Here is a 26759-nt window from a genome sequence, read left to right on the forward strand (position 1 = left end):
TAGGGGGATATAATCGGAGAAAAGGCAGACACACAGGTTAATAACTGTTCGAAAAATCCGAATAGTTGTAATCACCATATGAATAGCATTCTGTTATATTATAATCTATTAATATAGATAATATGATAATAATGCCCGGATGCAAGACCTGACCCCTACTGGAGCCAGATTCTTCCCATGGTTGACGGTTTGAATTTAATCGGATAAATCCAGGTTCCGAAATCATCACCGGCAGATCTATACACATGAGCATACGCATGGTCGTCCTCAAGCTCCAGAAGGGAAATATCAACGGCCAGTTCAATGCGCCAGCCGTTCTCAGCAACCCTGACCTCGGTGCCGAAGCCAGCCTCCCAGTCGATCAGATCTCCTTCAGGCGTAAATATCGATGCCTCCGAAGAACCGTCATGATATACTTTCAGCCACAGGACAGAACCCTCAGTCGAGTTGAATATGAAGCCTCCGTAATCCTCATTCTCCTGCGGACAGTCCTCCATCTCCATGAAAATGTACAACTTTTCTCCGTCTGTGGCGGTCGTGAATACCGTTTCGGGAATCGATGCCGGCTGACCTGAATTATCAGCGAAGTTCGTCTGCAGCGATCCTCTGTACTCTCCCTCCGAATTCTCGCCATCCAGCGAAGTTTCCGTTCTGAAAGCGTTTACTCTGCGGAGAACCTGCCATGAATAATCGAACTGCAGCTCCTTGTTCCTGCTGCCGTATTCAAGGGATACGGAGATCTCAGGCGAAGGGTACGGGCTTCCCGCAGGGGACTGGGTGAAAACCAGGTCTACCGGCTGATCTTCAACTTCAACAATCAGTGATTCAGGTCGCAGATTCCAGTTCCCGGGATCGATGTTCAACGTAACAGTCCGGGAACGGTTTTCAAGCGGTTCCAGAGTAATGGTTGCGGATTCCAGCTCCTGCTCGAGAGGTCTCGCTTTTATGAGATTTCTCGTGTACAGATACGACAGGTTCATTTCCTCGCCCGTATTGATTGTCTCGGGGTATACTCCCCTCGCATCGATCACGGTGAAGGCGACCGAGTCGGGCCAGACTGTCATCCAGCCCAGCTGTGTAAAATCACCCTTCTCCGTGTCGGGCTCGGGGACAGCGCTGCCGGACGGCCCGGCGGATACGTACAGAATTCCGTTCTCGCGCTGGGCAGCGAAGAGATGAATGTGTCCTCCAACAACCGCAAGGGGGCTTTTCTCCTCCATGAGACTCTTGAAATCGTTGATAATGACCGAATCCTGCCATGCCATGAACCAGAACGGCTTGTGGGTTACGAAGATCCATGGTTCCTCAGGATCGATTCCGTCTACGAAATTCTCTATGGATTCCACGTCTTCCGCGGTAAGTACGTTTCCAATTGAAGAATCCCACACTACGAAAGTTATGCCGAATATCTCCTCGATTCTTGAAGGCTCGGTCCCGGTGTACCGCCTCCAGTAATCGGCCGTCTCATCGTTCCAGATATCGTTGTTTCCAGGCGTGTATACGAAGGGGAATGCGGTGGTGAGCCTTTGAAGTACAGGAAGGATGTGTTCCCAATCCTCAACAGCCGTTTCAACGTTACCATCACCCTCAACGAAATCTCCAACGGAGAGAACGATATCCGGTGACATCTCGATTATCGCGTCGACGGCTATCTCAAACTCGGTGTCGTCCGGTCTTCCCGTTCTGTCTCCCAGAACCGCTATCCTTACCGGGAACGAAGCGAGAAGGATAAGAAACATCGTCATCTTAATCCCCTTTTTCTGTTTTCTTTTCCCTGCCCTTGCGGAAAAATTCCTTCATAAGCTCTGCCGCTTCGTCTTCATAGCATCCGCTTAACACCTCAGGGTAATGGTTCAAATTCGGCATTTCAAGAACATCGGTTACTGACCCGAATGCTCCAAAACGTTTATCCTTAGCTCCAAATACTATCCTTGGTATCCGGGACAGCACCGCCAGACCGGCGCACATAAGGCAGGGCTCAAGTGTTGAATAAAGTATGCAGCCCTCAAGTCTCCAGTCTCCCCTGTCCTCCGCTGCCGCGGTTATGACAAGATGTTCAGCATGGGAAGTGGGCATTCCTGTCTCGGATGTCCGGTTACGGTCAGCGAAATGCCTGCCTGATGATTCTACCAGAACCGCTCCGACCGGAACCTCCCCCGCCTGAAAGGCTTCATCAGCTTTTTCAAGGGCTATTTTCATCCAGTATCTGTCAATTTCGGAAATGCTAATTTTATTCCCCTTCCTTCATTACCGTTTCTATCTCTTCGGGATACTTCGGAATGTCCGCTGAAAGCACGGTGTTTCGCCTTTCGCCTATCAGCACATCATCCTCTATCCTTATTCCTATTCCCTCCTCCTCGGAGTAGAAGCCCGGCTCAACGGTAAGTACCATGCCCGCTTTGAGCTCATCACTTATAACGTTCTCGTCATGTGTGTCCAGCCCTAGATGGTGGCCGATATTATGATAGTAGAACTTCTCTATCTCCTCTTCGTTTTCAATGATGCCTTTTTCCATGAGAACTTCAGTGTAGAATTTCTTCACTTCACTGTTCCATTCGGAATGGAGTTTTCCAGGTCTTAAAAGACGAATCGCCTCTTCCTGAATACCAATGACCATTTCAACAAGCTCCCTTTGCCTTTCAGTGAACTTGCCACTGACGGGAAAGGTTCTCGATATATCAGCGTTGTAATAGTCTTTCCTGGCGCCGAAATCCAGAAGAACCAATGTCCCGTCGTCCAGGGGTTTGTCGTTATCAACGTAATGAAGACACGTGGCCCTGCTTCCGCCTGCGACAATCGCCGGGAAGGCCGGAGTCTTCTCGCCGTTTTTCATGAATTCGTAAAGAAGCTCCGCCTCGAATTCGTACTCGAGCATTCCAGGTTTCAGGGCTTTCAAAGCACGTAGAAATCCCTTCCGCGTAAGGGCAATAGCCTTCTTCATGGTTTCAAGTTCTTCAGGTCCTTTTATCATCCGGAGGCGGAATACATCACCCGAAAGTCTGTTGAAATTCAATTGAGGGTACGAGGATATAAGATCGTTCGCGAATTCCAGCCGCTTGCCGCTGTCCCGCGTAATGCCTGCAACAGGAAAATCGACCCATACATTCTCTATTCCCCATCGGTTTATTATTCTGTCTATCCATTTCTTCACTCCGCTGTTGAATGAGATTTTTTCTATGCCGCTTCTTTCTGTGGCTTCCTCTTTTGTCAGTACTGTTCCAAACCATTTCGCATGGGTTTCATCGTAAGCATTTATAAAAAGATCTTCCCGGGCATCCATCGCTTTTCTGCGGTGGATGACAAGCCATGTCCCGGGCTGATCGATGCCCGTAAGGTAAACAAGATTGAGATTAGGGGTGTAAGGATACTGACCATCTGCGCTTGTGGATTTCGATGTGGATGGGGGAACTACGATCAGAAATTCCTCCGGCATTATTTCGATTAATCTGTTTCTGCGATTTGCATAGACCTCTGAACGGAACATACTGTCCTCCGTTATTCCTTAATTGGGGTAATGATTTCATCAAGGTCAAGCTTTGGAATGTGGTGCCTGCCCTTCGAATCTCTGTAATACCTTATATCACCCTCGGCTTTCTCAAGCACCGTTTCCTCTCCGGATGTTCCCAGGGCGATAACAAGAAAGGGAAAATACCCCTTCGGGGTGCCTGTGATTTCCTCTATCCGTTTCTGGTTGAAGCTCATTATCATGCATGACCCGTAGCCAGATTCCTTTGCGGCAAGCACTATATACGCGGCGGCTATACCCGCATCAACCGGAATATGACGTTTTTCCCCGAACGGCGTGTGAATGATTATATACGCCGAAGGTCTTTCGCCCTCCTCAGGGCCGTTCCAATCCTCAAGATAGCCTGCCCATGCAAGCTGGGGAAAAATGCGCGAGCAATGTACGCTTTCCGTAACCGGAGTGAAGCGAAGAAGCTGCAGATTCCCTCCGCAGGGAGCAAGACGGGCTGAATCTATAAACCAGAGCAGTTCCTTTTCCGATATTCTGTTTTTTTGCCTGAAGCGCCTGACCGATCTGTTTTTTTCAGCGAGGTCATGTATTCTCAATTTATCTCCTTCGATGACTGTATCGGGAATATAGTATAAGAACTAATTCTATTCGTCGGTTTCATCACAAAAATCGGGATAGAGTTCCCGCGTGCATTCCGGGCAGAGACTGTGAGAGAATGTCGCGTCTGAATGCTCTGTGATATACTGCTCTATCTGCTCCCAGTAACCGTCATCCTTTCGGATCTTCTTGCATCGGGCACATATGGGAAGCATCCCCTGAAGGGATTTAATCCTTTCCATTGCCCTCTGAAGCCTGATATTCGTCTCTTTCAGTTCCACTGTCTTCTGTTCCAGCAGTTCTCTTGCGTTCTCACTCTTCTCGAAGTCAGCTCTCAGTTTCTGCCTGGTAATATTCTGCAGCTGTCTCTGAAGAAAGAGTTTCTCCTTCTCCTCGGCATATGCCCTGCTGTACTCAAGGGATTTCAGAAGATCACCCTTTTTCTCGCTGCATTCCGAGAGTGCTTTCAGAACCTGCGCTCTAAGATCTCTGTCCGGATATCCTTCCATTTCAGACAGAACAACAAGGAGGTCTGTAAGTGGTTCCTCCACTCCTTCCAGTTTGTCCATATGAATCCTCAGGATGGATAGGCCGGCCCTGACCAGACAAAGATCGGGACTGTTATCAACCTTCTTAAACAGATCGACTGCTTCCAATAGAACCTTTTCCGCTTCCTGTGGCCGACAGTCCTCTTCGAGAAGTTCTGCCAGATCGAACATGCACTGCCCGATCTGGTAGCTTCCCAGCTCTTTTCGCAGAACAATGCTTTCCCTCAGGAACTTTTCGGCGTCTCCGAACCGGCCCTGCTTCTGCTCCAGGCGCCCCAGCTCCCAGAGACAGTAGGCTTCTCCGATTCTGCGGCCGATCTCTCTATTTACCCTCAGGTTATCCTTAAGGTGCTGTCTGGCACTCCGGTACTCTCCCTGATCAATCAGGACATCAGCTATGTTGCTGAGCGCTGTTGTTCTGAGAAGCTGATTGTTCAGTTCATCGGCGATGTCCACTGTTTGTCTGAAAGAGCTGTAAGCCCTTTCGTACGAGGCTATGTCCCTGAAGGCAAGCCCGAGGTTATTATGAACTACCGCGGCACCCTTTCTGTTTTCGACGGATTGTTGTATCTCAAGAGCTTCTTCATAGCATTTTATCGCGTTCAGCGGCTTACCTGTTCTTCGGTAACAGTTACCCATGTTGTTCAAAGCTGTTGCAAGACTTTTCATATCATCAAGAGGACGTAGTGTCTCAACCGCTTCGGCGGCAAGATCGACTGATTCGCTTGAGCTGCGTAACAGGGACACAGCTCTGGAAAGGAGGCAGAGCGAGGTACCTATCAGTGCGGAATCATTCAGTTTACGGGCACCGGCAAGTGTATCAGTGGCGAGAATTTCGGCGTCAGCGGGGTTGGAGCCGCACAGGGTCATGAGTTGCTCGAGGTTCTTCTCAATAGAGGCTCGATCCTCAATCTTCCCGCGGGATGTCATCGCTACCTCCATCTAAAAAGTAGAAAACTACGCTGCTTTCAATCGACGCACAGTTACTTAAACATATTGAATTCCCATGTTCCATTTCGACCTGCCTCTGAATGTAACAATAACGAGGATAACCTTACTCTGTCAAAATCATTAAGATCTGCTATGTTACCCGTTACTATGAAGGAATTTCTACATTAGCGACATTCCTTCCGATGTTGTTGAACTACAGGTTTATTTGTTATCATTCCGTCTTATTTGTTAATTGTAAGACTTTTACATTTTATTGATTTGGAAAAGGTTTCTATGAAGATAATGCTGATATCTCCCTACCTCGACATCACATCACTGAGTACCCGGCAGCTTTCGTCCTATCTCAAGGCCGGGGGGCATTCCGTGGCGCAGGTCTTTCTTCCTGATCTTGAAAGCATGATGAAAAACGGCATCGATTTTGAAGGTTGTTACCCAGATGAAGTAGTCGAACAGATTGCAGAACTTGCCGATGATTTTGATCTTCTTGGAATGTCTCTAATGACCAACTACTTCATAAAAATGACACATCTTACCCACGGAATAAGGGAAAGAATAGATATTCCGATTATCTGGGGGGGAATACACCCTACCGTAGCCCCTGAAGAATGTCTGAATATCGCTGATTATATCTGTATCGGTGAAGGGGAAGAAGCCCTGCAGGAGCTTGCGGATAGTCTTCAGAATGGAATCAGGCCTTCCCACGTTAAAAACATCTGGTTCCGCGACGAGCAGGGTGAATGCCGAAATCCGGTGCGGGAACCCATATCCAATCTTGATGACATCCCTTTTCCGGACTACGATATTGAAGATCAGTACGTTCTCGTGGGGAAGAAAGTTCTGCCACTTAGCGAGGACATTCTTAAGGAGATGGTAAGGGGCCGAGTTCATTTCAACGAACCGCATCATTTAATTTACGAAACGATGTGGACCCGTGGCTGTCCTCATCACTGCGCCTACTGTATCAATAATCATTACAGAACCCTTTACAGCGGATTCAAGACGGTCAGACGGCGAAGTGTGGATAACCTTATCGGGGAAATCAGGTCCATTCGCGAAAAATTCCCCTGGTTCAACAGGATAAACTTCATGGACGATGATTTCGCGAGTGCCAGCAACGAACAACTCATGCACTTCAGAGACAGATATAAGAAAGAAATCAACTGTCCCTTCTTCTCCCTTCTGAGCGTATTGTCCTCCGGAGAAGAGAAGTTGTCTATACTTTTCGACGCCGGCCTGAGACGGACCGAGATAGGCATTCAGTCTCTCTCTCCATCCACAAACCGCTTGTACAGAAGGGAGTTCTTCTCCATGGAAAAACTTCTTAAGCTTGCCGGGACAGTGGAAAAGGTCTTTCCTCCCGATTTCAGCCCCACATACGATGTGATACTGGAAAACCCGTGGGAAAGCGTGAACGATGTTCTCATCACTCTCAGGGGTGTTCTTGAGCTTCCAAGACCCTTTGTTCTTCAGCTTTTTTCTCTTACGTTCTTTCCGGGCACGGCGGTTTTCAACAAGGCCATGGAAGATGGAATTATAACCGGATCAGATGCTTCCCATCTCAAGGAAGATCATGACAGGGGTTTCACTTATCTGAACCTTCTTTTTCTCCTGGTTAACAAGAGGGTTCACAACCGCGTAATCAGGTTTTTTTCATGGAAACCATTCGCCGCAGTCATGGAATCAGTTCCTGTCAAATGGCTCCTGTCCCTTTTCAACCCACTCTACAGAGTCCTTAAAAAAAGGAACGTCTGCAAAGCCCAGACTAAAAGATTCGGTTGGTTCATTGAGGAGTATTCGGATAAAGGGCAGGCCTGAGCCTGCCTCTATCTCGTTTTCTATTTAGCGGCTACACTGACATCGTTAAGAAGAATCGAAGGGTATTTGCCTCCAGAGAAGGAATCGTGCAGGCGGTTTTCCACGGATTCGATATTCTGTAGAACATCGTAAACATTACCGGCCACCATTCCGTCCCTGACCCTGCCTTTTATCTTGCCATTCTCTACGTAGTAACCCGGATTGAGACCCACCGAGAAATCACCGTTGAGGATGTTACCCGAATGAGCGCCGAGAATTCCAAGTACTATTACTCCCCTGTCTATGTTCGATATCATATCCTCAAAGGAAACGTCACCGGTAGCGATACGGCTGCACTCAAGAGACGGACTTGGAGATAGAGCGATGGTTTCCCCTCCCCACATACTGCTGCGGTATCCTGTACCGACAGGGCTTTTGTTGAGTTTATCCGCGTAATCGAGGTTAAGTATCAGATTCTGGAAAACTCCTTTTTCGAAGACCGTATGCTTCTTCGTGGGAACCCCTTCATCGTCGAAGAAATGCTGGTCGATTTCCTCCGGATCAGTGGGGTCTCCGTAAAGGGTGAATTTTTCGGAAAGAACCTTTTCGCCGAGTCTATCCTGGAGAGGAGATACTTTGTTGTAGAAAGCTCCTCCGGATGTCGCTTTTGAAATCCTCCACAGCAGAGTGTACATTGTATTCGGAGTGAAAACCACCTTCATTTTTCCGGTTGGGATATCTACTTCGGGAAGGCCGGAGTTGTACAGTTTAACCAGCTTTTCCAGATCGCTATCGGGAAAATTCCCGATCTCTCTGCTCTGGTACATTTCCCGGACAGCTGTCTCGGTGTTGGGAAAGAGAAGCGAAGCTATAATGTACATGGAGGAGCATTTTCTTGAGAAATCAAGCCCCCCGGTATTCATGACAGCTACGTCCATCACTCCCCTTCCTGAGTTAACGTCGATCTGTCCCTTAACTTCTCCTCTCAGATAATCAAGAACTTTCTCAGAACGGGAATGGAGATCATGGTAACCCATCCGGGAAACTGAGCCGTCAGGCACCCAGGCCGCGGGAATCTCCGAGGGCCCGGGAAAGGAGAATCCAGCTTTTACATTACCCTTGAGAGAATTCAGCGCGTTTGAAACAAGTTCTTTCCTGTCCAGAAGGTTCTTTGTATACGCAGTTCCGATTCTACCGTCCTTGAGGATTCTAAGAGCGTAGCCCGATTGAATAGTCGCCGACATGTCCGAGGTTTTTTCATTCCTCATTTCAAGGGAACTGAAATCGTTTCTGATGAAGAATACTTCAGCCTGATCGGATTTTTCAGCCGCCATGTCCAGCAGTTTTTTCATATCAGACACCTCCAACTACCATATTGTGGATCAGAACATGCGGCCCCCCCAGAGCGGACTTGATGTTCAGCTGCCCTTTTCCGCAGCCGCCGCGTTCCGACAATTCAAGATCGTTCCCTACAGCCTTTATGTTCTGAAGTGTCGTGAAGAGGTTACCCATTATATTGATATCCCTTATCATCGGGCCAATTCCACCATTCTTCACCTTGAATCCGTACTGAGCTCCAAATGTGAAATTTTCTCCGCTGGTCTGTCCGCCTTTGCCATTGACCAGGTAAAGCCCGTCCCCAAGTTCCTGCAGAAGCTCATCAAGGTTCTTTTCTCCGGGTTTTACGTATATGGTTCCCATCCTGACAATGGGTTCGTAACGCATGTCCTCCGCTACAGCATGGCCGCTTACAGGTTCTCCAAACGCGCTTGCGGTTCTCCGGGAATGAAGCCTCCCGGTCAGAACGCCTTTATCCATCAGTGTAACCGGCTTCACAGCTACTCCTTCGTCATCGTATACGTAGTAGCCTATCTGATTGGGAATGGTTGAGTCCGCAACGATGGAAATGGCATCGGAACCAAGTTTCTCTCCAAGTGACATCTTCTCCCTGAGGGAGGGGTTATCCTCTATTATGTCGGCCTCACTGAAATGGCCAAAAGCCTCATGGGTAAAAACCCCGGCAAGCAGGGGACTGAGTATCACGTTATAGGTGCCGCCCTTTACCGGTTCCGCGTCGAGAAGCTTTCCGGCTATCTGTGCCTCTTCAATGAAATTCTCTTCCCTGTCAAGCAGCCTGTTGTATCCGTCGGCTCCTCCAATGGATATCCTGGTATTCTGAAGAAGATCACCGCGCCTGGCTATGACTTCACCCATGATATTCGTTGTGAGTATCTCTTCCGAAACGGCGGTTCCTTCGGAATTCACGTAGTGTTTCTCTCTGCCTATTTCCCTGTAAGTAATGTTGGTAGTCTCGATTGAGGGCTGTTCCAGCATCAGGTCATTGTATTTCTTGGTAAGCTCTATTTTATCATCTATACTGATCTCTCCGGGATCACCATCAAGAACAAGCCTTATGGTCTTTTCTACCACAGGAACTTCTGTCAGAACCGATTTCTTCCCGCCCGTCGCAACTATTGTTTCCGCACCCTCGATTGCAAGCTCTATTGCGCGGGAAACGTCTTTCTCTCTGGTTACGGTAGCAGTGGAAAAACCTCCGTTCTTCCCCACACGGATTACGTAGCCATCGGTTCTGTTTGAACCGACTTTTCTTATTTCCCTGCCGGTAAAACCAATATTGGTCTCCGTCTTGATTTCGTACCTGATATCAACGAAATCAGCTTCAACTCCGCTTATCATGGACTTAAGTCTATCAATCATCAGAACTCCCTTCGAACTTTTCAACAGGAAGACCGTACAACAGTTTTTTCATAATCAGTGAATATAAGAGTATCTCTATACATAAGCATATTAACATGATGATATCTTCATATGTTTCCCTTGACCTGGATTTTTTTTGAGAGCATTATCATTGGAACGATTTTCTGCTTTTCATGTTTATATACTGAAATCTTTTATAGACCTGTTTTCTCTGGAGGTTACTATGAAAAAATGTATTTTCGTGGCCATTCTATTGTTCGCTGTGTCAATCGCAATGGCTGACCCGCCAGCAACTTACGATCTCCGAGATGTGGGGGGAGAGAACTATGTAACCTCAGTTAAAAGCCAGCAGGGGGGCACCTGCTGGACACATGGGGCAATGGCCTCAATAGAGGGAAACCTGCTTATGACAGGTGCCTGGGCAGCCGCCGGAGAAACGGGTGAGCCGAACCTGGCCGAATACCATCTTGACTGGTGGAACGGTTTCAACCAGCATAACAACGATGATTTGACTCCTCCTTCAGGAAGCGGGCTCGTCGTTCACGAAGGTGGAGATTACCTCGTAACAACAGCCTACCTTTCAAGGGGAGAAGGGGCTGTACGTGATATTGACGGGCAGTCTTTTGCAACCCCTCCTGTCAGACACCTTGATTCGTACCACTATTACTACCCTCGCGAGGTAGCCTGGTACATCGCCGGAAGCAACCTTGAAAATATCGATGTCATCAAGCAGGCAATAATTGATTACGGAGTAATGGGAACCTGTTTGTGTTCCAGCTCAAGCTTCCTAAACAGCGATTACGAACACTATCAGCCACCGACAAGTTCTCTCGACCCGAACCATGCCGTATCGATTGTAGGATGGGATGATTACAGAGTGACCGACGCTCCCAACCCCGGAGCGTGGCTCGTCAAGAACAGCTGGGGAACGGGCTGGGGATATGCCGGTTACTTCTGGATATCCTATTACGACAAGCATTCCTGCCAGAATCCAACCATGGGAGCTGTATCCCTTCGGGACGTTGAATTCATGCAGTATTCCAACGTGTACTATCACGATTACCACGGCTGGCGCGATACTCTTACCTCCGCATCGGAGGCTTTTAATGCCTTTGTGTCCGAACGGGACGAGGTTATTGAGGCTGTGAGTTTCTTCTCTGTGGAAGACAGCGTTGATTATACCGCGAAAATTTACGGTTCTTTCTCAGGAGGGCAGCTTACCGATGAGCTTGCGTCCGTTACGGGCACGGTGCTTTGCGCGGGATTTCACACTGTTGACCTTGCAAGCCCGGTAATGCTTAATACGGGAGATGATTTCTACGTCTACCTCCAACTGTTAAACGGAGGACAGCCCTTCGGATGCACTTCGGATGTACCTGTCCTGCTTGGCGCATCGTACAGAACCATTGTGGAATCAAGAGCCAATCCTGGTGAGAGTTTCTACCTTAGCGGTTCTTCCTGGATTGACCTTACCACAGTAGACACAACCGCCAATTTCTGCATAAAGGCCCTGTCCAATCCTGCAGGCCTATGTGTCTCTCCGGCTGGCGGGTTCATCTCCAGCGGGGATGTTGGCGGTCCATTCACTCCTTTAAGCACTGACTACACACTGGAATTCCAGGGAGAAGGATCCATCAATTACGAGATTGAAAAGGAAAGTACAGCTGACTGGCTTGACATTTCCGCTCCGTCCGGAAGCCTTTCCCCCTTCGATCCAGTTGATGTGACGTTCTCTATAGGCAGTTCTGCCAGCAGTCTTGCGGCGGGTGCTTACCCCGTAAGGGTCAATTTCACCAACACAACAACACACATGGGTGATACTTACAGAGACTTTATTCTTACCGTTGGGGACCCTGCGATTCAGTACAGCTGGTACATGAGCAGTGACCCCGGATGGACAACCGAGGGTGACTGGGAGTTCGGAATTCCAACCGGTTCTGGTGGACAGCATGGATCCCCTGACCCCACATCCGGGCACACAGGAACGAATGTTTACGGTTACAATCTGTATGGCGATTATCCGAACAGCCTGCCGGAGCGGAATCTTACCACGGAATCCCTTTACCTGTTCGGCCACTACAACACTCAGCTTGTGTTCTGGAGGTGGCTGGGAGTTGAGAAACCCGAATTCGATCATGCCTATATACGGGTCAGCAACAACGGTTCCGACTGGACGGATATATGGGCAAACGATGATTATATTGAGGATGACAGCTGGGTACAGCAGAGCTACGACATCTCTTCAGTGGCCGATAACCAGGCTCACGTATATATCCGATGGACCATGGGAAGCACTGACAACGGCTGGACCTATTGCGGCTGGAATATCGATGACGTAGAGATATATACAATCCCGCAGACAGGAATTGAGAGTGGAGAGGCAACGTTGCTGCCTTTATCCGTAGATCCTGTTTATCCCAACCCCTTCTCATCACAGGTTACGGTTCCCTTCGCTCTCGCGGAGGGCGGACAGGTAAATATCTCTGTTTACGATCTTTCGGGAAGACAGATCAATACAATTACATCAGAGGAATTCGCAGCAGGCTCTCATAGTGTTTCATGGCTGGGCAGAGACAACAGGGGCAACACCATGACTTCGGGAATTTACTTTGTGAGGGTATGGACGGAGAATTCAACAGTTACCAGAAAGGTGATTCTCGCCAGGTAGATACAACGATTCGGGGGGTACGATTATTCGTGCCCTCCGGCTTTCCTGATCAATTCTCTGACTGTTTTCAGTTTCTCATTCAGAAGCTCGGGGCTTGTGGCTTCAGCAACAAGCCTTAGATAAGGTTCGGTATTTGAAGGACGGATATTGAACCACCATCGGGGAAATTCCACTCTGTATCCATCAAAATCATACGTTGCCGTGGGGGATTCGCATGAGGTGAAATAATCTCTGATGCTTTTCATTGCCGATTCTTTATCGTCCACATGGAAGTTGATTTCCCCTGAATTTGAGTATGCGGAGATGGAATCAATAAGACCGGAAAATGTGTTTCCCTTTTCTTTGAGTTCAGATAAAATATTCAGAACAAGAATCGCCGCCAGCATTCCCGAATCGCAGTTAAAGAAATCTCTGAAGTAATAGTGGCCGGCCAGTTCGCCTCCGTAAACGGCATTCAGTTCCCTCATTTTCAACTTGGCGTGGGAATGTCCAACCTTCCACATGAAAGGCCTGCCCCCAAGTTTTTCAATGTACTCGATTACTCCTCTTGAGGTTCTTATATCATGAAGTACTCTGTCATTTTTATCCTTCAGAAAATGTATCCCGAGAACGGCAGTGATAAGGTCAGGACGTACGAATCTTCCCTTATCATCGATGAACATCACCCTGTCCCCATCTCCGTCGAATATCACCCCCGCGTTAAGATGATTTTCAATGACGACTTTTTTCAGATCCGTCGTATTCCGCTCGTCAAGCGGGTTAGGAGGGTGGTTGGGAAAGGAACCATCCATACTGTCGTACAGATACACAGGTTTATCGCCGAAGACATCACGAGCAAGCAGAGAAGCCATTCCGTTTGAACAGTCTATTCCGTAATCAAGGTTCGACAGGTTCCCGCAGAATTTTTCAAGGAAAGTAACATATTCCCCTTTTATTCCGGGAAGCTCCATGACCTTTCCACTGAAAACAGCAGGCTGAATACTGCCTTTCTCAACCATCTTCTCAAGCTCTCTGAGGCCCGTATCGTAACCTACCGGAAGAGCATCTGAACGGGATATTTTCAGCCCGTTGTATTCCTTCGGGTTGTGAGATGCCGTTATTTGTACAGATGCTCTGAATCCATGAGTAGCAGTCGCAAAGTAGACCATCGGTGTTGTTGCCGCGCCCATGTCGTAAACATCAGCTCCGGAATCGGTGATACCCTGAACAAGGTGACTGAAAACGTCCGGGGTGGATTCTCTGCAGTCGTAACCAACAAGAACTTTCTCAGTTTTGAGAAGTCCGGGGAGGAAAAAACCTATTCTGTATACGGTCTCTCCATCGAAATCTCTACCGTAAACTCCTCTGATATCGTACGCTTTGAAAGCTTTCATTCTATTTCTTTCCGGAATACTGTTAAAATGTACGTTTCATCGGTTATCGAACAAGAAGCGTTTTCAGTTCCTTTTCAAGAGTGGAAATTCTGAATGGTTTTACAAGCTCCCCTCTGAACCCATAATCGGAATAATTGGACAGTACCGGATTGGTGGAGTACCCGCTGGAAACAATTGCCTTCACATCCGGATCGATTTTTTTTAGTACTTTAATGGCAGCCTCTCCTCCCATTCCACCGGGGATGGTAAGATCCATTATAACGGCATCAAAGGGTTCCCCCGAGGATAATTTCTCTTTGTAGAGTTCTATTGCTTCGGCCCCATCAGCAGACTCGGTAACTTTGTGCCCCAGAACCTTCAGCATACCCGAAAGAACCTGCCTGACTTTCTGGTCATCGTCCATTATCAGTATATGCGCCGATTCAATTTCTTCTACGGGATCGGTTTCCTTTTCCGGCACATTATCTTTCATCTCGTGTTCCCGGGCTGGAAGGTAAATCACTAATTCCGTTCCCCTGCCTTCTTCCGAGAAAACTTTTATTGTTCCGGAATGCCTTGTTACTATGGAATAGCTGGTCGAAAGCCCCAGACCTGACCCGTACGGTTTAGAGGTAAAATACGGGTTGAATATTTTCTTCAGATCATCGGGAGGTATACCTTTTCCCGTGTCCTTTATGGAGATTTTCACATAATCACCAAATTTGAGATGAATGTTGGAATCAGCATTGATCTCGGTATTGCTGCAGCTCACTGTAATCTCGCCGCTGCCTGTCATAGCCTGTATGGAATTCAATATCATGTTACGAATCACCTGGGCAATCTGTTCCCTGTCGGCTTTTACTTTTTCAATGTTATCCCCAAATTCGAAAACCGCTTCTACGTCAGAACCTCTCAGGGAGAAAAGAACCGTTTCTTTTATAAATGATTCTATGTCCACTGACTTCTTAACAGGAACTCCTCCTTTAGCGAATGTAAGAAACTGACTGGTAAGAACAGTGGCTTCTTCGATGGAAATATCTGCCTGATTCAGGTACATGCTGAGTTTCGATGGATCTTTTTCTGTCTGCGCAAGAGATACGTTACCCTGAATTGCCATGAGCAGATTGTTAAAATCGTGCGCTATTCCTCCGGCAAGGGTTCCTATCAGCTCCAGGTGTTCGACCCTTTGAAGCTCTTCTTCTATACGGCGCTGATCTGTAATATCCCGAATTATTCCCTCTATATATTCCTCTTCTTCGATTCTTCCGATAACCTTTTTAGCCGAAATTGAGGCCAGAAAGGTAGAGCCGTCGAGTTTTTTCAGTTTGGCTTCGAAACAATGCACTTCATCGTTTTCAGCAAGTATTTCCTTAAGATCTTTTCTTCGTGACGGATTAACGTAAAGATCTTTCACTGTTACGTTACTGAAATCTCCCTTTTCCTCTCCATAGAACATTCTGTACATTTCCTGATTGGCGGATACGATTTTTCCTCCGGACTCCATTGTTGTTTTGTATACCGCCACAGGTATGTTTCCATAGAGTTCCCTGTACTGATCTCTGGTCTCTTCAAGTTCAACCCTTGTTCTCGATGATTCCGTTAGATCCTGAGTGAGAATAACCACTTTATCTACTTTTCCTTTGTCATCAATAAGCGCATAGAAGTAATGGGAGATAAACTCGGTTCCTCCGGGGGAATGATTGGGTAATTTCAGTTTCGGGATGAAAAGCTCCCCGCCATTTTCGTAGATAGACTTCACATCATCAAGGTACTCTCCAAGATAGGAATCTTTCTCATCCATGTGGAGTTCACTGCGGGGAATCATTTTTTCCTTCTGATCTTCCAGATTCTTGTTCCAAATAGTGCGCCATGAAGCATTGGCCATAAGCAGTGTACCGTTTCTGTCATGCACGGATATGCCAATGGGAAAATTATCAACAATGGCCTTCATTAGACTGTGACTTTCCTTGAGTTTCTTCTCCGTTTCTTTACGCTGCGTCAGATCCCTTATTGAAATCAGTATTACCTCGGTATCACGATAGATCATGGGCGTGGATGAAAGTTCTACGGGCAAATAACCTTTCTTTTTTCTAATTTCAGTTTCAAATACCAGCGTTCCCTGTTTTTTGTTACCGGGCTTCAGGAAAAGGGATTCAATTTTGTTTCTGTCCGTTTCATGAAAAAAATGCATGGGAGAGAAATTGTAAATCCGTTCTCTTTCAATACTTGTCATTATGCAGAAACTTCTGTTCGCGAAAAGTATCCGGTTTTCACTGCATATAAGTATTCCATCCTCTGTGTTCTCGACAACCTTGCGGTATCTTTCTTCACTTTCAGCGGTTTTCTGCTTTTCCTGAACAACTTCCGACATATCCTTGAGTATGACAACCCTTTCCTCTGTTCCGGGGATAAAACCCACGTTGGCTCGCATGAAACGTGATTCATCCACGGAAATCTTAACTCTGAGAGTATACGTAGAAGGAGGGTTGCCCGTTCCGCTGGCCCTATCCAAGAAATAGCCTCTAAGTCGGTCTATATCTTCATCCGCGATGAATTTCTCCCATGATACTTTTCCAATGGCATCTTTGAGAGAAATCCCAAAAACCTTCTCAACCTGGCTGCTGGCTTCGACAATTGTTCCACTTTTGTTCAAAACAACTATGATGTTCTCTGTGATCTGCAATATCGCCCTGAGGGTTGACCTGCTCAGCCTCAGATCATTTTTAAGTTCAGCAAGGACATTTGTTTCAGCCATGCTGTCTGTGTTTTTGTCTGGCAGCATTAACGTTCTCCCGGATAATTAATATACAATGCAATATAAGCGAAAAAAGCTTTCCTACAACTCAATGTGTCTTAACTAATACGTTTGTTCCGCGCAATATAAAGCCTTTACTGCTAACATAAGAATACTATGAGAAGTTCCCAGTCCTCATCTTCGCGGGATTGCTCTTGACAAATTAGTATTTGTTACTATCATCTAGGTGCAGGTTGCATATAGATGAAGGAGACACCTTGCCTGGACGAAGAAGAGCGCAGAATCGCTGTAGGAGAGGAATAACAAGGTTCCTTGAACCATGCCTTCTTCTGCTGCTCCATGGGGGAGAATCCCACGGCTACGAGTTACTTGATAACCTTGAACGCTTCGGATTCAGCGAAAACCCCGCGGATTCAAGTACCATATACCGTATACTCAGAAGCCTTGAGGAAAAAGGTTTCGCGACTTCCAGATGGGCCGAAGGTGACTCCGGTCCGGCAAGAAGGGTTTACTCTCTCTCGCCGGCGGGTGACGGATACCTCCAGATGTGGGTGAGCGATCTTGAGAAAACCGACAGAATACTGCACCGCTTCTTCAGTGAATACCGGAATCATATGGAACTGCATCACAGTAACGGCAGGAAAACCATTAAAGGAAAGGAGTAATCATGCCGGCAGGAGATGGAACCGGACCCAGGGGAGAAGGACCCCTGACAGGAAGAGCGATGGGAAGGTGCGCCGGATATCCGGCAAACGGATACGCAACCGCTCCGGGCCGCGGAGGCGGATACGGTTTTTTCGGAAGAGGCGGCGGAGGCAGAGGCTTCAGGAACAGATACTACGAGACAGGTTTCCCTCAATGGCGCAGATATCCACAGTATGACGGTCCCATGTACAATCAGGAGCCAACAGAAACAGAATCGCTGAAAAGTCAGGTTCAGTTTGTGGCGGACACTATCGAACAGATCGCTTACCGTGTGAATCAGCTTCTGAAAAGAAAAACAGAAAAGGAATAATCGATGAAAGTAATTGTGAGTTCAACCGGAAGTGATGTTGATTCCGTAATCAGCCCGGTGTTCGGCAGGGCGAAGTTCTACCTTCTTGTGAATACTGAGGACTTCTCCTTCGAGAGCTTCGAGAACCCCGCGGTAACTCAAAGCGGCGGAGCCGGAATACAGGCGGCACAGTTCATTCTGAAAAAGAATCCCGACGCGGTGATATCTTCGAATGTCGGTCCCAACGCCTACGAAGTCCTCTCTGCGGGTTCCGTATCCTGCTACATAGCCAAAGACGGAACTGCACGGGAGACAATAGAGGCTTTCAATGGTGGTGACCTCAAAATGATGGGAGCAGCGAATGCGGGTTCCCATGCGGGGATGGCAGGAAGCTCGGCCAACCGTTCGGAAAGCGCCACCGGAGAAAAAGATGACCTTGAAATGTTGTCTGCCAGGCTCAGGGATTTGAGAGGCCAGGTCGCTGATATTCTGAAGCAGCTTGATAGAATCATGGAGGAACAATCCTCATGAGAATCGTCGTATCATCGGACAGCAGCAAAAAACTTGACAGTTCCGTAAGCCATCATTTCGGAAGATGCCCGTACTTCACAATAGTGGATATCGAAGGAAACAGTATCGTCAATGTAGAATCTGTGGATAACCCATACTTCAGCGCACATTCACCAGGACAGGTCCCATCCTTTATTAAAAAGCTTGGCGCCAACGTAATGCTTGCCGGAGGCATGGGGGGAAGAGCTATATCCATCTTCGACAGCTTCGGAATAAAATGCTCAACCGGAGCTGCCGGTACTGTAAAAGGTTCTATTGACAATTACATGGCAGACAATCTACCCGGAGCCTCTCCCTGCCGCGAGAGCATTGAACATGCCCATGACGATTCAAGCTACGAAAAGGAACCTGTCGGGCGCCTGAGGGAAGAGGCGGCAGCCCTACTTGAAAAGCTTGATGAGATAATCGTCAAACTGCCTGACAAAAGGTAAAAATAGTTGGTTAGGAGGACAGATTCATGTACATAGGAGGAGGAAGAGGACAGGGAAGGAATCCCTCAGGCGGCAGAGGCCGCGGCGGGGGACCAGACGCTGCGGGACCTGGCGGTAACTGCGTCTGTCCCAAATGTGGAAACAAACAGCAGCATCAGGTTGGTACTCCGTGTAACAGCCTTACCTGTTCCAGGTGCGGGACTAGAATGACCCGCGAGTAAATCACTGATATGATTATTGCTGTGGCAAGCGGTAAAGGTGGCACCGGCAAGACAACGGTAGCTGTAAGTCTTGCCATTGCCGCCACTCCGAAATCCTCAGAAAAACCACTGCTCCTTGACTGCGATGTTGAGGAACCTAACTCCGGTTTATTCCTCGATATAGACTATACTTCCGGGAAGGATACCGGCGTACTGGTTCCTGAAGTCGATCTTGATAAATGCAATTTTTGCGGTAGATGTGCCGAGGTTTGCGTATGGAACGCTATCGCAGTCGCGGGGGAAAAGGTGCTTGTCTTCCGCGATCTCTGCCACGGATGCTCCAGTTGTGCCCTTGTATGCCCCGAAGATGCAATCAGTGAGATAACCCATGTAACAGGTAGAATAGAAGGAGGAACGGATGGTTCCATTGATTTTGCCAGAGGAATTCTAAATGTAGGCCAGGCGATGCCCGTTCCGGTAATCACATCCGTTCTTAACGAGTATCTCCCTAAATCGGCAAGTTCCACAGTCATCATAGACTCTTCTCCCGGTACATCCTGCCCGGTGGTGGAAGCTGTCAGTAGAAGTGATTTTGTTATTCTCGTGACTGAGCCGACGCCATTCGGCCTTCATGATCTCAAGGCAGCTGTGGATGTAGTGGTCAACCAGATGAATATCCCCGCAGGGGTTATCATAAACCGTGACGGAATTGGAAACAGCGATGTTGAGAAGTACTGTCACTGCGAGAATCTGCCGATTCTTGCTCGTATCCCTATGGACCGAAGGATCGCGGAGATGCTTTCCAATGGAATTCCTCTCCTTAGAGGCCTTCCCGAATACACAGAAGTATTCTTGAATATTCTTGCAGCCGTCAGGAAAGAGGTTCAACAATTAAACAAATAGTAATCCTCAGCGGAAAGGGCGGGACGGGAAAGACGTCTCTAACCGCGGCATTGGCTCATATAGCTGCGGATAAGCATACACTTGTTCTGGCGGACGCTGACGTTGACGCTGCTAATCTCGAGATATTGCTGAAACCGGAGAAGACTGAAGAGTTCATATTCATTGGTGGATACAAAGCTGAGATAGATAAAGACAGGTGCACTAACTGCGGGGTATGTTCTGATGTCTGCAGATTCAGTGCGGTTATTCCTCCGAGTTCTTTGGAAAAAAACTACAGGATCGACAGGATCAGTTGTGAAGGATGCAACTCCTGCGTTTACCAGTGTCCTATAAATGCGATAACAAGCGAGAGAACAACTGCAGGAGCATGGTTTGTGTCCAGATCCGTCTACGGTACCCTTTACCACGCAGAGATGAAAGCGGGAGAAGAGAATTCAGGCAAGCTGGTTACTACCGTCAAGAATGCAGCTATCAAAAAGTGCGGAGAACTCGGTGAATCTATCCTTCTTGTTGACGGCCCTCCGGGTATAGGCTGCCCGGTAATTGCGGCCTGTGCAGGCGCTGACCTTGCCGTGATATCTACAGAACCGGGGGTATCGGCTATTCACGACCTGACCCGTATTCTTGAAACGGTGAGGCACTTCGGAATTACGCCCGCGGTCTGCATCAATCGAAGCGATATCAATCCCGATAAGACCCGTGAAATCGAGGAATTCTGCATAGAAGATAAAATCCCTCTACTGGGGCGAATTCCTTACGATCCCGCCGTCACCAGATCTATGTCAAAGGGGCTTCCGGTGAATGCATTCGACCCTTCAGCGCCATCCTCAATCGCTATCTCCGGAATCTGGAAATCCGTTTCTTCTCTGATCTGAACTTGATCGATATGTTGTACAGAGCACTGATAAGAATTGCACTTCCTGTTTCATAAATGGTAATCGTACTTACATAAGCAAAATTCACCATGGACAGTAATTGCCGGAAGTTTTATAATGATAATGGTAGTATTCTAAAATGCATGTATCATTTATTTGTACATGCGAAATATACAGGAGGTATTTTTATGCGTTTATTTTTGTTTTCTCTTCTCATGATCTTTCCCGCTTTACTCCTTGCTCAGAGCATGCATCAGGTCGATACCGATCTGACCAGTGAGTGGGAAGCAACCGGGTTCAACAACGGCCGGGCCATGGTCAGAGATGCCGATGGCTACTTCCATATTGTTTACCACACACAGGACAATCCGGATTCCTCTCCGGGCGGACCCTGCGATATCTGGTACTCGCATACGCTGATCCCGGCTCCTCCTACGATTTCCGCTGACTGGGCTCCTGCCGTTAAAATCGTCAATCTCCCCGGCGATGACCGCTACCCGTCAATAGCGATAGAACATGGTTCCGCAGGGGTTTCCAATGACAACGACATGCTTCACGTTGTCTGGCAGCACAATGAAGGAGAGCCTGGCAGTGTATACGATATCTTCTATTGCTCCAGTCCCAACGCCCTGGTTCCCCCTCCCGATGCCTGGAGGCTTGCGTCACCTCTACATGTGAGTGCTCATAATTCGCTCGTTCCGGACATAGACTGTTCCCTTGGCAACATACTTCATGTCGTCTGGCAGGAAGAGGATGTCGATCCTTTCTCTGAGATCTACTATTCGCAGAGTCCGGATCATGGAGGCTCATGGTCCCCTTTCACGAACATAAGCATGACGCTGGAGGCAAACAGCCAGATGCCGGACGTCGCCACGATCATCGATTTCCCTGAAGCTCCATCGGAGTACACTTACTGTTCGGAAGTTGTTCATGTCGTATGGAACGACGATTATGATACTTCGTCACCTCCTCATATTCTTTACACATTCAGCCCCGACGCCGGAATATCCTGGATGCCTTTTGAGGACGTAACTTTTATTTCGGGAGCGTACGGAAGCGATGGATATCCGACTCTCACTGTTGACAGAGATGATATTCCTCATGTGGCATGGATGACATACCTTTTGCCAAGTGATCCGGATAACCCGGGTCCATATACACCCGGCGTTGATCCTGCCGTTGTAAACAGCTTTCCCGGACCGGATCCGGGAATGTACGGGGTTTATCTCAATTACATCCTTTACAGCTGGAGACTCGGCGCTGTATGGTCTCCTTTTGAGACCGTAAGCGGTGTAATCGGCGACGAGGAATTCCCCTCCATAGCTGTCGATCAGTACAACAATCTATACGTAGCTTATCAGAACATGCTGGTCAGTGGTGATTACGATATCTATCAGGCAACCAAGGTTATAGGTGGTTTCCCGTGGGTACCGGCATGCATTTCCAACGACCCGGATCATGACGACTTCTTCCCGTCCGAAGCGACCAAGAAGGCCGGAACTTCAAGTCCGGGGTTTGACCTTACCTGGACGAAGATTGACAGTGACGGCTCCGCTGGAGGTCATGGTTCTTTAGCCGCGCGTTCTTCAGCTCACGAGATATGGTTCTCTGGAAACACGTCATACGCGCCTCCGGTTGCTATAGGTGATAGCCCGGATGGAATTCAGGTACAGGGTTTAAGCGTTTATCCTAATCCTGTTCTTGCAGGCGCGTGGATATTCACAGGTGAATCCAGCGGACTGGTAAAGATATTTGATCTAAGCGGACGCGTTGTGTTCCGCGAATCAATTATGCCGAACAGTAACGGAAACTGTTTCTGGGGGGCAGTGGGTAGTGATGGCACACCCCTTCCCAACGGACAGTACATTGTTACTCTTCAGAACGGCGAGTTACTGGAAACTCGTTCCATAATCGTCGCCAGATAGCGTTTTCTGTGCTTTACGGGGAGAGAGGGAGTGTATCCTTCTCTCCCTTTCTACATACCGGACAAGAGGCGGGATTGCGTACTCAGGTTCATGTAATTATGTTGATAATATTGGATAGATAAATACAATTTTTTGATGTGACGGGAGATCATCTGATGGTTGATTACAGTAAGACTGAGGCTGAGGATCTCAGCAGTGCTGAAGACAAATTTCTTAAAGAAAGGGCTTCTTCCGAAACATCGATGAGAAACTCAGAAAAAAAGCCCATGAAGTGGAAGCTTATATTCATCTCGGTCGGAGTTATCGTACTGATTCTTGTTATCATCAATTCCCTTAATGAAATGCATAAGCTTCACAATCCCGAAGTACCTGTGATAACACAGATTGAGAATGCCAGGACCAGTATGTTCTTCCTGTCTCTTGAACTGGAAAACTACAGGCAGATCAACGGAGGGTTTCCGGATACACTCGATCTTGAGATGCAAACTTACGGTTTGGAATACGATCTTGATTCTGATGGTTTATATACTCTTACTTACCAATCCCAGGATACTACTCTGGTTTTCTATTCCACCGATGATCCCGCGGAACTGGTCAGCGAAGAACTCGCAGTAGAGGTTTTCGGAGAGGGGCGGGAATGAAAAAACAGAACGGTTTCACTCTTGTGGAACTAATGATAGTCGTAATTATCATCGGTATCATCGCCGCTATTGCAATCCCTAAATTCTCCGCTATGTCGCTAAAAGCTCACGCAGCCAGGATCATCAGCGATTTCAGCATGTTTCAGACAGCTCTTTTTAGTTACCATCTCGATTCGGGAGAATACCCTCGAGACCAGTATCCCGGCAGGCCGGTTCCGGAACTCGTGGATTACCTCCCCGAGGGCTTCGAGTATAACCTTCGACCTGAACTCGACGCGAGGTACGACTGGGATAAATGGGGATCACCCGGAAATCCCTGGTACCCCTGGACAGGAACGATACTCGGATTCTCTGTTACTTCCAGAGACCGGGCGCTGATTCAGGCAATCGACGACCTTTACAAGGGCAATTTTCACTGGACATTAAACAACAACTATACGTTCGTGATAACCGCTATACAGGAATAGGACTCTATCGCCGGTTTTAGATCGTTCGTTTAAACGTTGACCTTCTTTATACGTTTTGTTTATCGTATATGATTATGTTCAGTGTATAAGGAGCGAATCATGAAGAATTCTGGTGATCCGGACAGGATAGCTGCAAGGCTGGTAACTGCAGTTTCTTCCCAGGAAACCCCTGAGGATCGTAACAATGCGCTTGCCAAATTTGTCTCCGGCTACAAACCGGGGATAATCGGCCCCGTCCTGGGGTCGATAGTGGCGGATTCATCCCAGCGCATGGAAGCTGGCATAACTTTCATTTCTCTTATTAACAAACCTCTCCTGAAAAAAATTATTCCGGACTGGAACTGGGTGGGGCTGGAAAACTGGTTCACAAAAACCAACCTCGAAGAAGCATGGAACCTTTTCGACCAGGTTCCTTCAGGAGCCTCCAAATACGTTATTGCCAAGATATCCATGCTTACCGAGGTTATTTTCATGCTAATTGACGATGACCTCCTTGATCCCGATTTAGATATTGACTGTTCAGGTGCTGACATCGCGCTTACCGTCCTCAAGGGGGCAGGCAAAGAAGATCCAACCTTCAGGATAAAACTCAGTTCCTATCCTGTAGAAATGCGTAAATTCATGAAGGATATTCTTGCCGAGCTTGATTTTATAGAAAAAACCCCCGGTACATGGCAGTTCGCGCTGAGTTCTAAAACACTTGATAAATACTCTTCCGGAAGTAATCTTTTAGCTCACATGGGAGCGGGCCAGATGTCCCAGGCCGTAGCCCAGCGGAACGCGGAGAATCTCGTAAAAAGACTTGAGCTACTTATAAAGGTTCTTCAGATGTTCCCCTCAGGTCATCCTTCAATAGATCCTTCAACGGAATCTTTCCTGAGCACCCTATCCAAATTCTATAAAGAGAAGGAACAGGTTACAATTTCAGTAATGGGTGATACCGTCATGGTTAACGACATAAGGGTGGAAAAAAAAAGCCCCGGGATGAGCGCGTTCATCAGGGCCTTTACTGAAAGAAGAATGAGCAGCCTGACTTTCGAACCCGGGGTAACAGCTGAAAACGTAAAGACCTTCGCCAAGATCTTCAACAGACCTCCCGTGTACATTTCTGAGCATGGCGGTATGGACAGGCTCCTTGAACTCAGAGGGCTTGATTCTATTTCCATTAACCGTTTTCATTACGAGTTGATCTCAGAGGATGGAGATTCAGAACAGACTCTCGCGCGGGGAGAAGTTACAATTGAGGACGCTATTTTTTCAGAGCTGATAGACAGGCTTGAACGGGGAGAGAGCATAGATTCCTTTCCGGGCAGCAAAATCGGTGACGCCCTGAAATCAGTACTTGCCGCCGCAAAGGAAAATAAGGAAGAACAAAGGGAGATGATAGCCAGATTTGTAATTGCTCTTGATCCAACTCTCCTTGAAAAGGGCCTTCTTTCAAACCGCATAATTCAAAGGGGAATGGCCTGGAAAGCCATCCGTAAAATCATTGACAGGCTTCTTACAAGTCTTTCTTCTCCCGATCCGGACACAAGACACCGTGCGGTGAGCAAGCTGCAGGATATGTCTCTGCTGGCCGTAGAGCGCGGAAAGGAAAACTCGACTTTACAGATAATCGATAGTATTTCCATGCTCCTTAAAAGGGAACAGGATCCGGACGTTCTATACAAAGGGGTAATCCTGATCGCTTCACTGATGGAAGCTCTTCTTTCCAGAGGAATGATGGCAATAGCCCTTGAGGCTGGAAAGATCCTTTTGAACCTTGAGTCAATGCAATTCTCCAGGACAGAGCTGGAGGCAGCAAGAAAGCGATCTCTGATAGAAGCCAAGAGGAAGATGGACACTATAGACGCTGCGGAGGTTCTTGTTCAGAAGATCCTTTCAGAGGACGAAACTGTTTCCAGGGAAGCTCGCCGTCTCGCGATGATAGCCCCCCAGGATAATCTTGTATCTCAACTGGTCAATATTTTCCACGAGGATAGCAGGAGGCTCAGAGCCAGGGCTTTTCGCATGCTTCTTAAAATGGGCAACAGAGGATTAACAGCTATCCATAGAAACCTCTCCGAGACGGTAGAATCCTTCAACTCTCTGAAAAGCGGGGCGGTCTATTCACTCCCGGAAACAGATTGGTACAAAGCAAGAAACATGATACAGGTTCTCCGCGACATTGGCTCTCCCACAAGTGAAAGCATTCTCGCAGAACTTTGTAAAGTTCCTGATCACAGAATCAGGCGCGAATGTCTCCTGGCTTTGACAAAAGTATCTGCAACAACCGCGGAAAGCCTTTCGATGTACCTGATCATGGACAAGAAAAGTGAAGTCGCTGAGATAGCCCTTGATATCCTCACAAAGCGAGCCATGCTGAATCCTGCTTTCGTTCCAAAAATAACAGAGGCATACAGGAAGAACAAAGATATCAGGCCTGAGATTATGGAATCCTTCAGTATGCTCGGAAAACACCACGCTGTTATAGAATTCATATCAAAATGCCTCAAGAAAGGGCTTTCTGATATGCTTGACGATGATCCTGAGCTTATCGCCGGGGCGTTACAGGTCATCAGGAGATATGGGGACGCGAACGAGTTACCGGTGCTGAAGAAACTGCTGCATGAAGTGGAGGGCGGTTTCTTAAAGAAAAGCAAAATTGATAAATATCTTATTCAGCAATTGAAGGAGACCATACGTAATTTGGGATTCTCCGAGAGCGTTATAGAAAGCAATGATTCACAGGGGATTTCAACCCGCGAACTCAAGAAGTCGACTCCCCCCGCGGAAGACGATGATGAGGTAACCATACTGGGCCCCGATTATGGAATAAACAACTGAAATTGTGAATGATCAGCTATAGATCCCTACAAATCTTGACTGAAGGACAACTGTATAGCGTAATTAAAC

Annotated in this window: 22 protein-coding genes; 13 read left to right on the top strand and 9 right to left on the bottom strand. The window is 47.6% G+C overall.

All coding sequences use genetic code 11. From position 1 onward, the window contains the following. Window positions 1–155 precede the first annotated feature (155 nt). Genes K8S15_10665 through K8S15_10685 form a run of 5 tightly spaced genes read right to left on the bottom strand, consistent with a single transcriptional unit; the run spans window position 156 to window position 5550 of the window. Window positions 156–1745: a metallophosphoesterase gene (locus K8S15_10665; GenBank protein ID MCD4776494.1), complete on the bottom strand. Its 1590-nt coding sequence runs from the start codon at window positions 1743–1745 to the stop codon at window positions 156–158. A gap of 1 nt (window position 1746) precedes the next feature. Next, window positions 1747–2199 carry a nucleoside deaminase gene (locus K8S15_10670; protein MCD4776495.1) on the bottom strand — a complete coding sequence of 151 codons (453 nt, stop codon included), beginning with the start codon at window positions 2197–2199 and terminating at the stop codon, window positions 1747–1749. A gap of 31 nt (window positions 2200–2230) precedes the next feature. Beyond that, window positions 2231–3484: an aminopeptidase P N-terminal domain-containing protein gene (locus tag K8S15_10675; GenBank protein ID MCD4776496.1), complete on the bottom strand. Its 1254-nt coding sequence runs from the start codon at window positions 3482–3484 to the stop codon at window positions 2231–2233. 11 nt (window positions 3485–3495) lie between these two features. Then, complete coding sequence (locus K8S15_10680; GenBank protein ID MCD4776497.1) at window positions 3496–4071, bottom strand: nitroreductase family protein; 576 nt, start codon at window positions 4069–4071, stop codon at window positions 3496–3498. A gap of 48 nt (window positions 4072–4119) precedes the next feature. Further along, window positions 4120–5550 (bottom strand): tetratricopeptide repeat protein, encoded by a 1431-nt coding sequence (locus tag K8S15_10685; protein MCD4776498.1) that lies wholly within the window; start codon window positions 5548–5550, stop codon window positions 4120–4122. Window positions 5551–5844: 294 nt separating this feature from the next. Between K8S15_10685 and K8S15_10690 the strand changes: the two genes are divergently transcribed. Next, window positions 5845–7386: a cobalamin-dependent protein gene (locus K8S15_10690; GenBank protein ID MCD4776499.1), complete on the top strand. Its 1542-nt coding sequence runs from the start codon at window positions 5845–5847 to the stop codon at window positions 7384–7386. Between the two features lie 20 nt (window positions 7387–7406). Here K8S15_10690 and K8S15_10695 read toward each other — a convergent pair whose 3' ends face one another. Then, entirely contained in the window at window positions 7407–8717 is a 1311-nt protein-coding gene (locus K8S15_10695; protein MCD4776500.1) for a TldD/PmbA family protein, read from the bottom strand. 1 nt (window position 8718) lies between these two features. Continuing rightward, complete coding sequence (locus tag K8S15_10700) at window positions 8719–10083, bottom strand: TldD/PmbA family protein (protein ID MCD4776501.1); 1365 nt, start codon at window positions 10081–10083, stop codon at window positions 8719–8721. A gap of 223 nt (window positions 10084–10306) precedes the next feature. Between K8S15_10700 and K8S15_10705 the strand changes: the two genes are divergently transcribed. Then, entirely contained in the window at window positions 10307–12751 is a 2445-nt protein-coding gene (locus tag K8S15_10705; GenBank protein MCD4776502.1) for a T9SS type A sorting domain-containing protein, read from the top strand. Window positions 12752–12774: 23 nt separating this feature from the next. On the opposite strand, the gene K8S15_10710 is transcribed toward K8S15_10705, so the two are convergent. Together K8S15_10710 and K8S15_10715 are read right to left on the bottom strand one after the other, a co-directional pair. Beyond that, window positions 12775–14124 carry a phosphomannomutase/phosphoglucomutase gene (locus tag K8S15_10710; protein MCD4776503.1) on the bottom strand — a complete coding sequence of 450 codons (1350 nt, stop codon included), beginning with the start codon at window positions 14122–14124 and terminating at the stop codon, window positions 12775–12777. 43 nt (window positions 14125–14167) lie between these two features. Next, window positions 14168–16885, bottom strand: a complete 2718-nt coding sequence (locus tag K8S15_10715) for a PAS domain S-box protein (protein ID MCD4776504.1) — start codon at window positions 16883–16885, stop codon at window positions 14168–14170. A 230-nt stretch (window positions 16886–17115) separates the two neighbouring features. Between K8S15_10715 and K8S15_10720 the strand changes: the two genes are divergently transcribed. The 11 genes from K8S15_10720 to K8S15_10770 all read left to right on the top strand — a co-directional run bounded on the left by K8S15_10720 (window position 17116) and on the right by K8S15_10770 (window position 26690). Beyond that, window positions 17116–17523: a helix-turn-helix transcriptional regulator gene (locus K8S15_10720; protein MCD4776505.1), complete on the top strand. Its 408-nt coding sequence runs from the start codon at window positions 17116–17118 to the stop codon at window positions 17521–17523. Window positions 17524–17525: 2 nt separating this feature from the next. After that, on the top strand, window positions 17526–17873 hold the full coding sequence (locus K8S15_10725; protein ID MCD4776506.1) for a DUF5320 domain-containing protein: 348 nt from the start codon (window positions 17526–17528) through the stop codon (window positions 17871–17873). Between the two features lie 3 nt (window positions 17874–17876). Beyond that, the gene (locus K8S15_10730) at window positions 17877–18383 is read left to right on the top strand and encodes a NifB/NifX family molybdenum-iron cluster-binding protein (protein ID MCD4776507.1); all 507 of its coding nucleotides are present in this window, start codon (window positions 17877–17879) and stop codon (window positions 18381–18383) included. Continuing rightward, complete coding sequence (locus K8S15_10735; protein ID MCD4776508.1) at window positions 18380–18853, top strand: dinitrogenase iron-molybdenum cofactor biosynthesis protein; 474 nt, start codon at window positions 18380–18382, stop codon at window positions 18851–18853. The genes K8S15_10730 and K8S15_10735 overlap by 4 nt, the downstream gene beginning before the upstream one ends. 26 nt (window positions 18854–18879) lie before the next feature. After that, window positions 18880–19074 carry a hypothetical protein gene (locus K8S15_10740; GenBank protein MCD4776509.1) on the top strand — a complete coding sequence of 65 codons (195 nt, stop codon included), beginning with the start codon at window positions 18880–18882 and terminating at the stop codon, window positions 19072–19074. 9 nt (window positions 19075–19083) lie between these two features. Continuing rightward, window positions 19084–19956 carry an ATP-binding protein gene (locus K8S15_10745; protein ID MCD4776510.1) on the top strand — a complete coding sequence of 291 codons (873 nt, stop codon included), beginning with the start codon at window positions 19084–19086 and terminating at the stop codon, window positions 19954–19956. Continuing rightward, entirely contained in the window at window positions 19944–20831 is an 888-nt protein-coding gene (locus K8S15_10750) for an ATP-binding protein (protein ID MCD4776511.1), read from the top strand. The genes K8S15_10745 and K8S15_10750 overlap by 13 nt, the downstream gene beginning before the upstream one ends. A gap of 188 nt (window positions 20832–21019) precedes the next feature. After that, window positions 21020–22756 carry a T9SS type A sorting domain-containing protein gene (locus tag K8S15_10755; GenBank protein MCD4776512.1) on the top strand — a complete coding sequence of 579 codons (1737 nt, stop codon included), beginning with the start codon at window positions 21020–21022 and terminating at the stop codon, window positions 22754–22756. Between the two features lie 155 nt (window positions 22757–22911). Further along, complete coding sequence (locus K8S15_10760; protein ID MCD4776513.1) at window positions 22912–23397, top strand: hypothetical protein; 486 nt, start codon at window positions 22912–22914, stop codon at window positions 23395–23397. Next, window positions 23394–23864, top strand: coding sequence for a prepilin-type N-terminal cleavage/methylation domain-containing protein (locus K8S15_10765; GenBank protein ID MCD4776514.1), 471 nt, complete (start codon window positions 23394–23396; stop codon window positions 23862–23864). Before K8S15_10760 ends, K8S15_10765 begins: the two co-directional genes overlap by 4 nt. A 99-nt stretch (window positions 23865–23963) precedes the next feature. After that, window positions 23964–26690 carry a hypothetical protein gene (locus tag K8S15_10770; GenBank protein ID MCD4776515.1) on the top strand — a complete coding sequence of 909 codons (2727 nt, stop codon included), beginning with the start codon at window positions 23964–23966 and terminating at the stop codon, window positions 26688–26690. The last annotated feature ends 69 nt before the right edge of the window (window positions 26691–26759 follow it).

The sequence above is a fragment of the Candidatus Aegiribacteria sp. genome, from assembly GCA_021108005.1.
GTDB lineage: Bacteria > Fermentibacterota > Fermentibacteria > Fermentibacterales > JCC-6 > Aegiribacteria.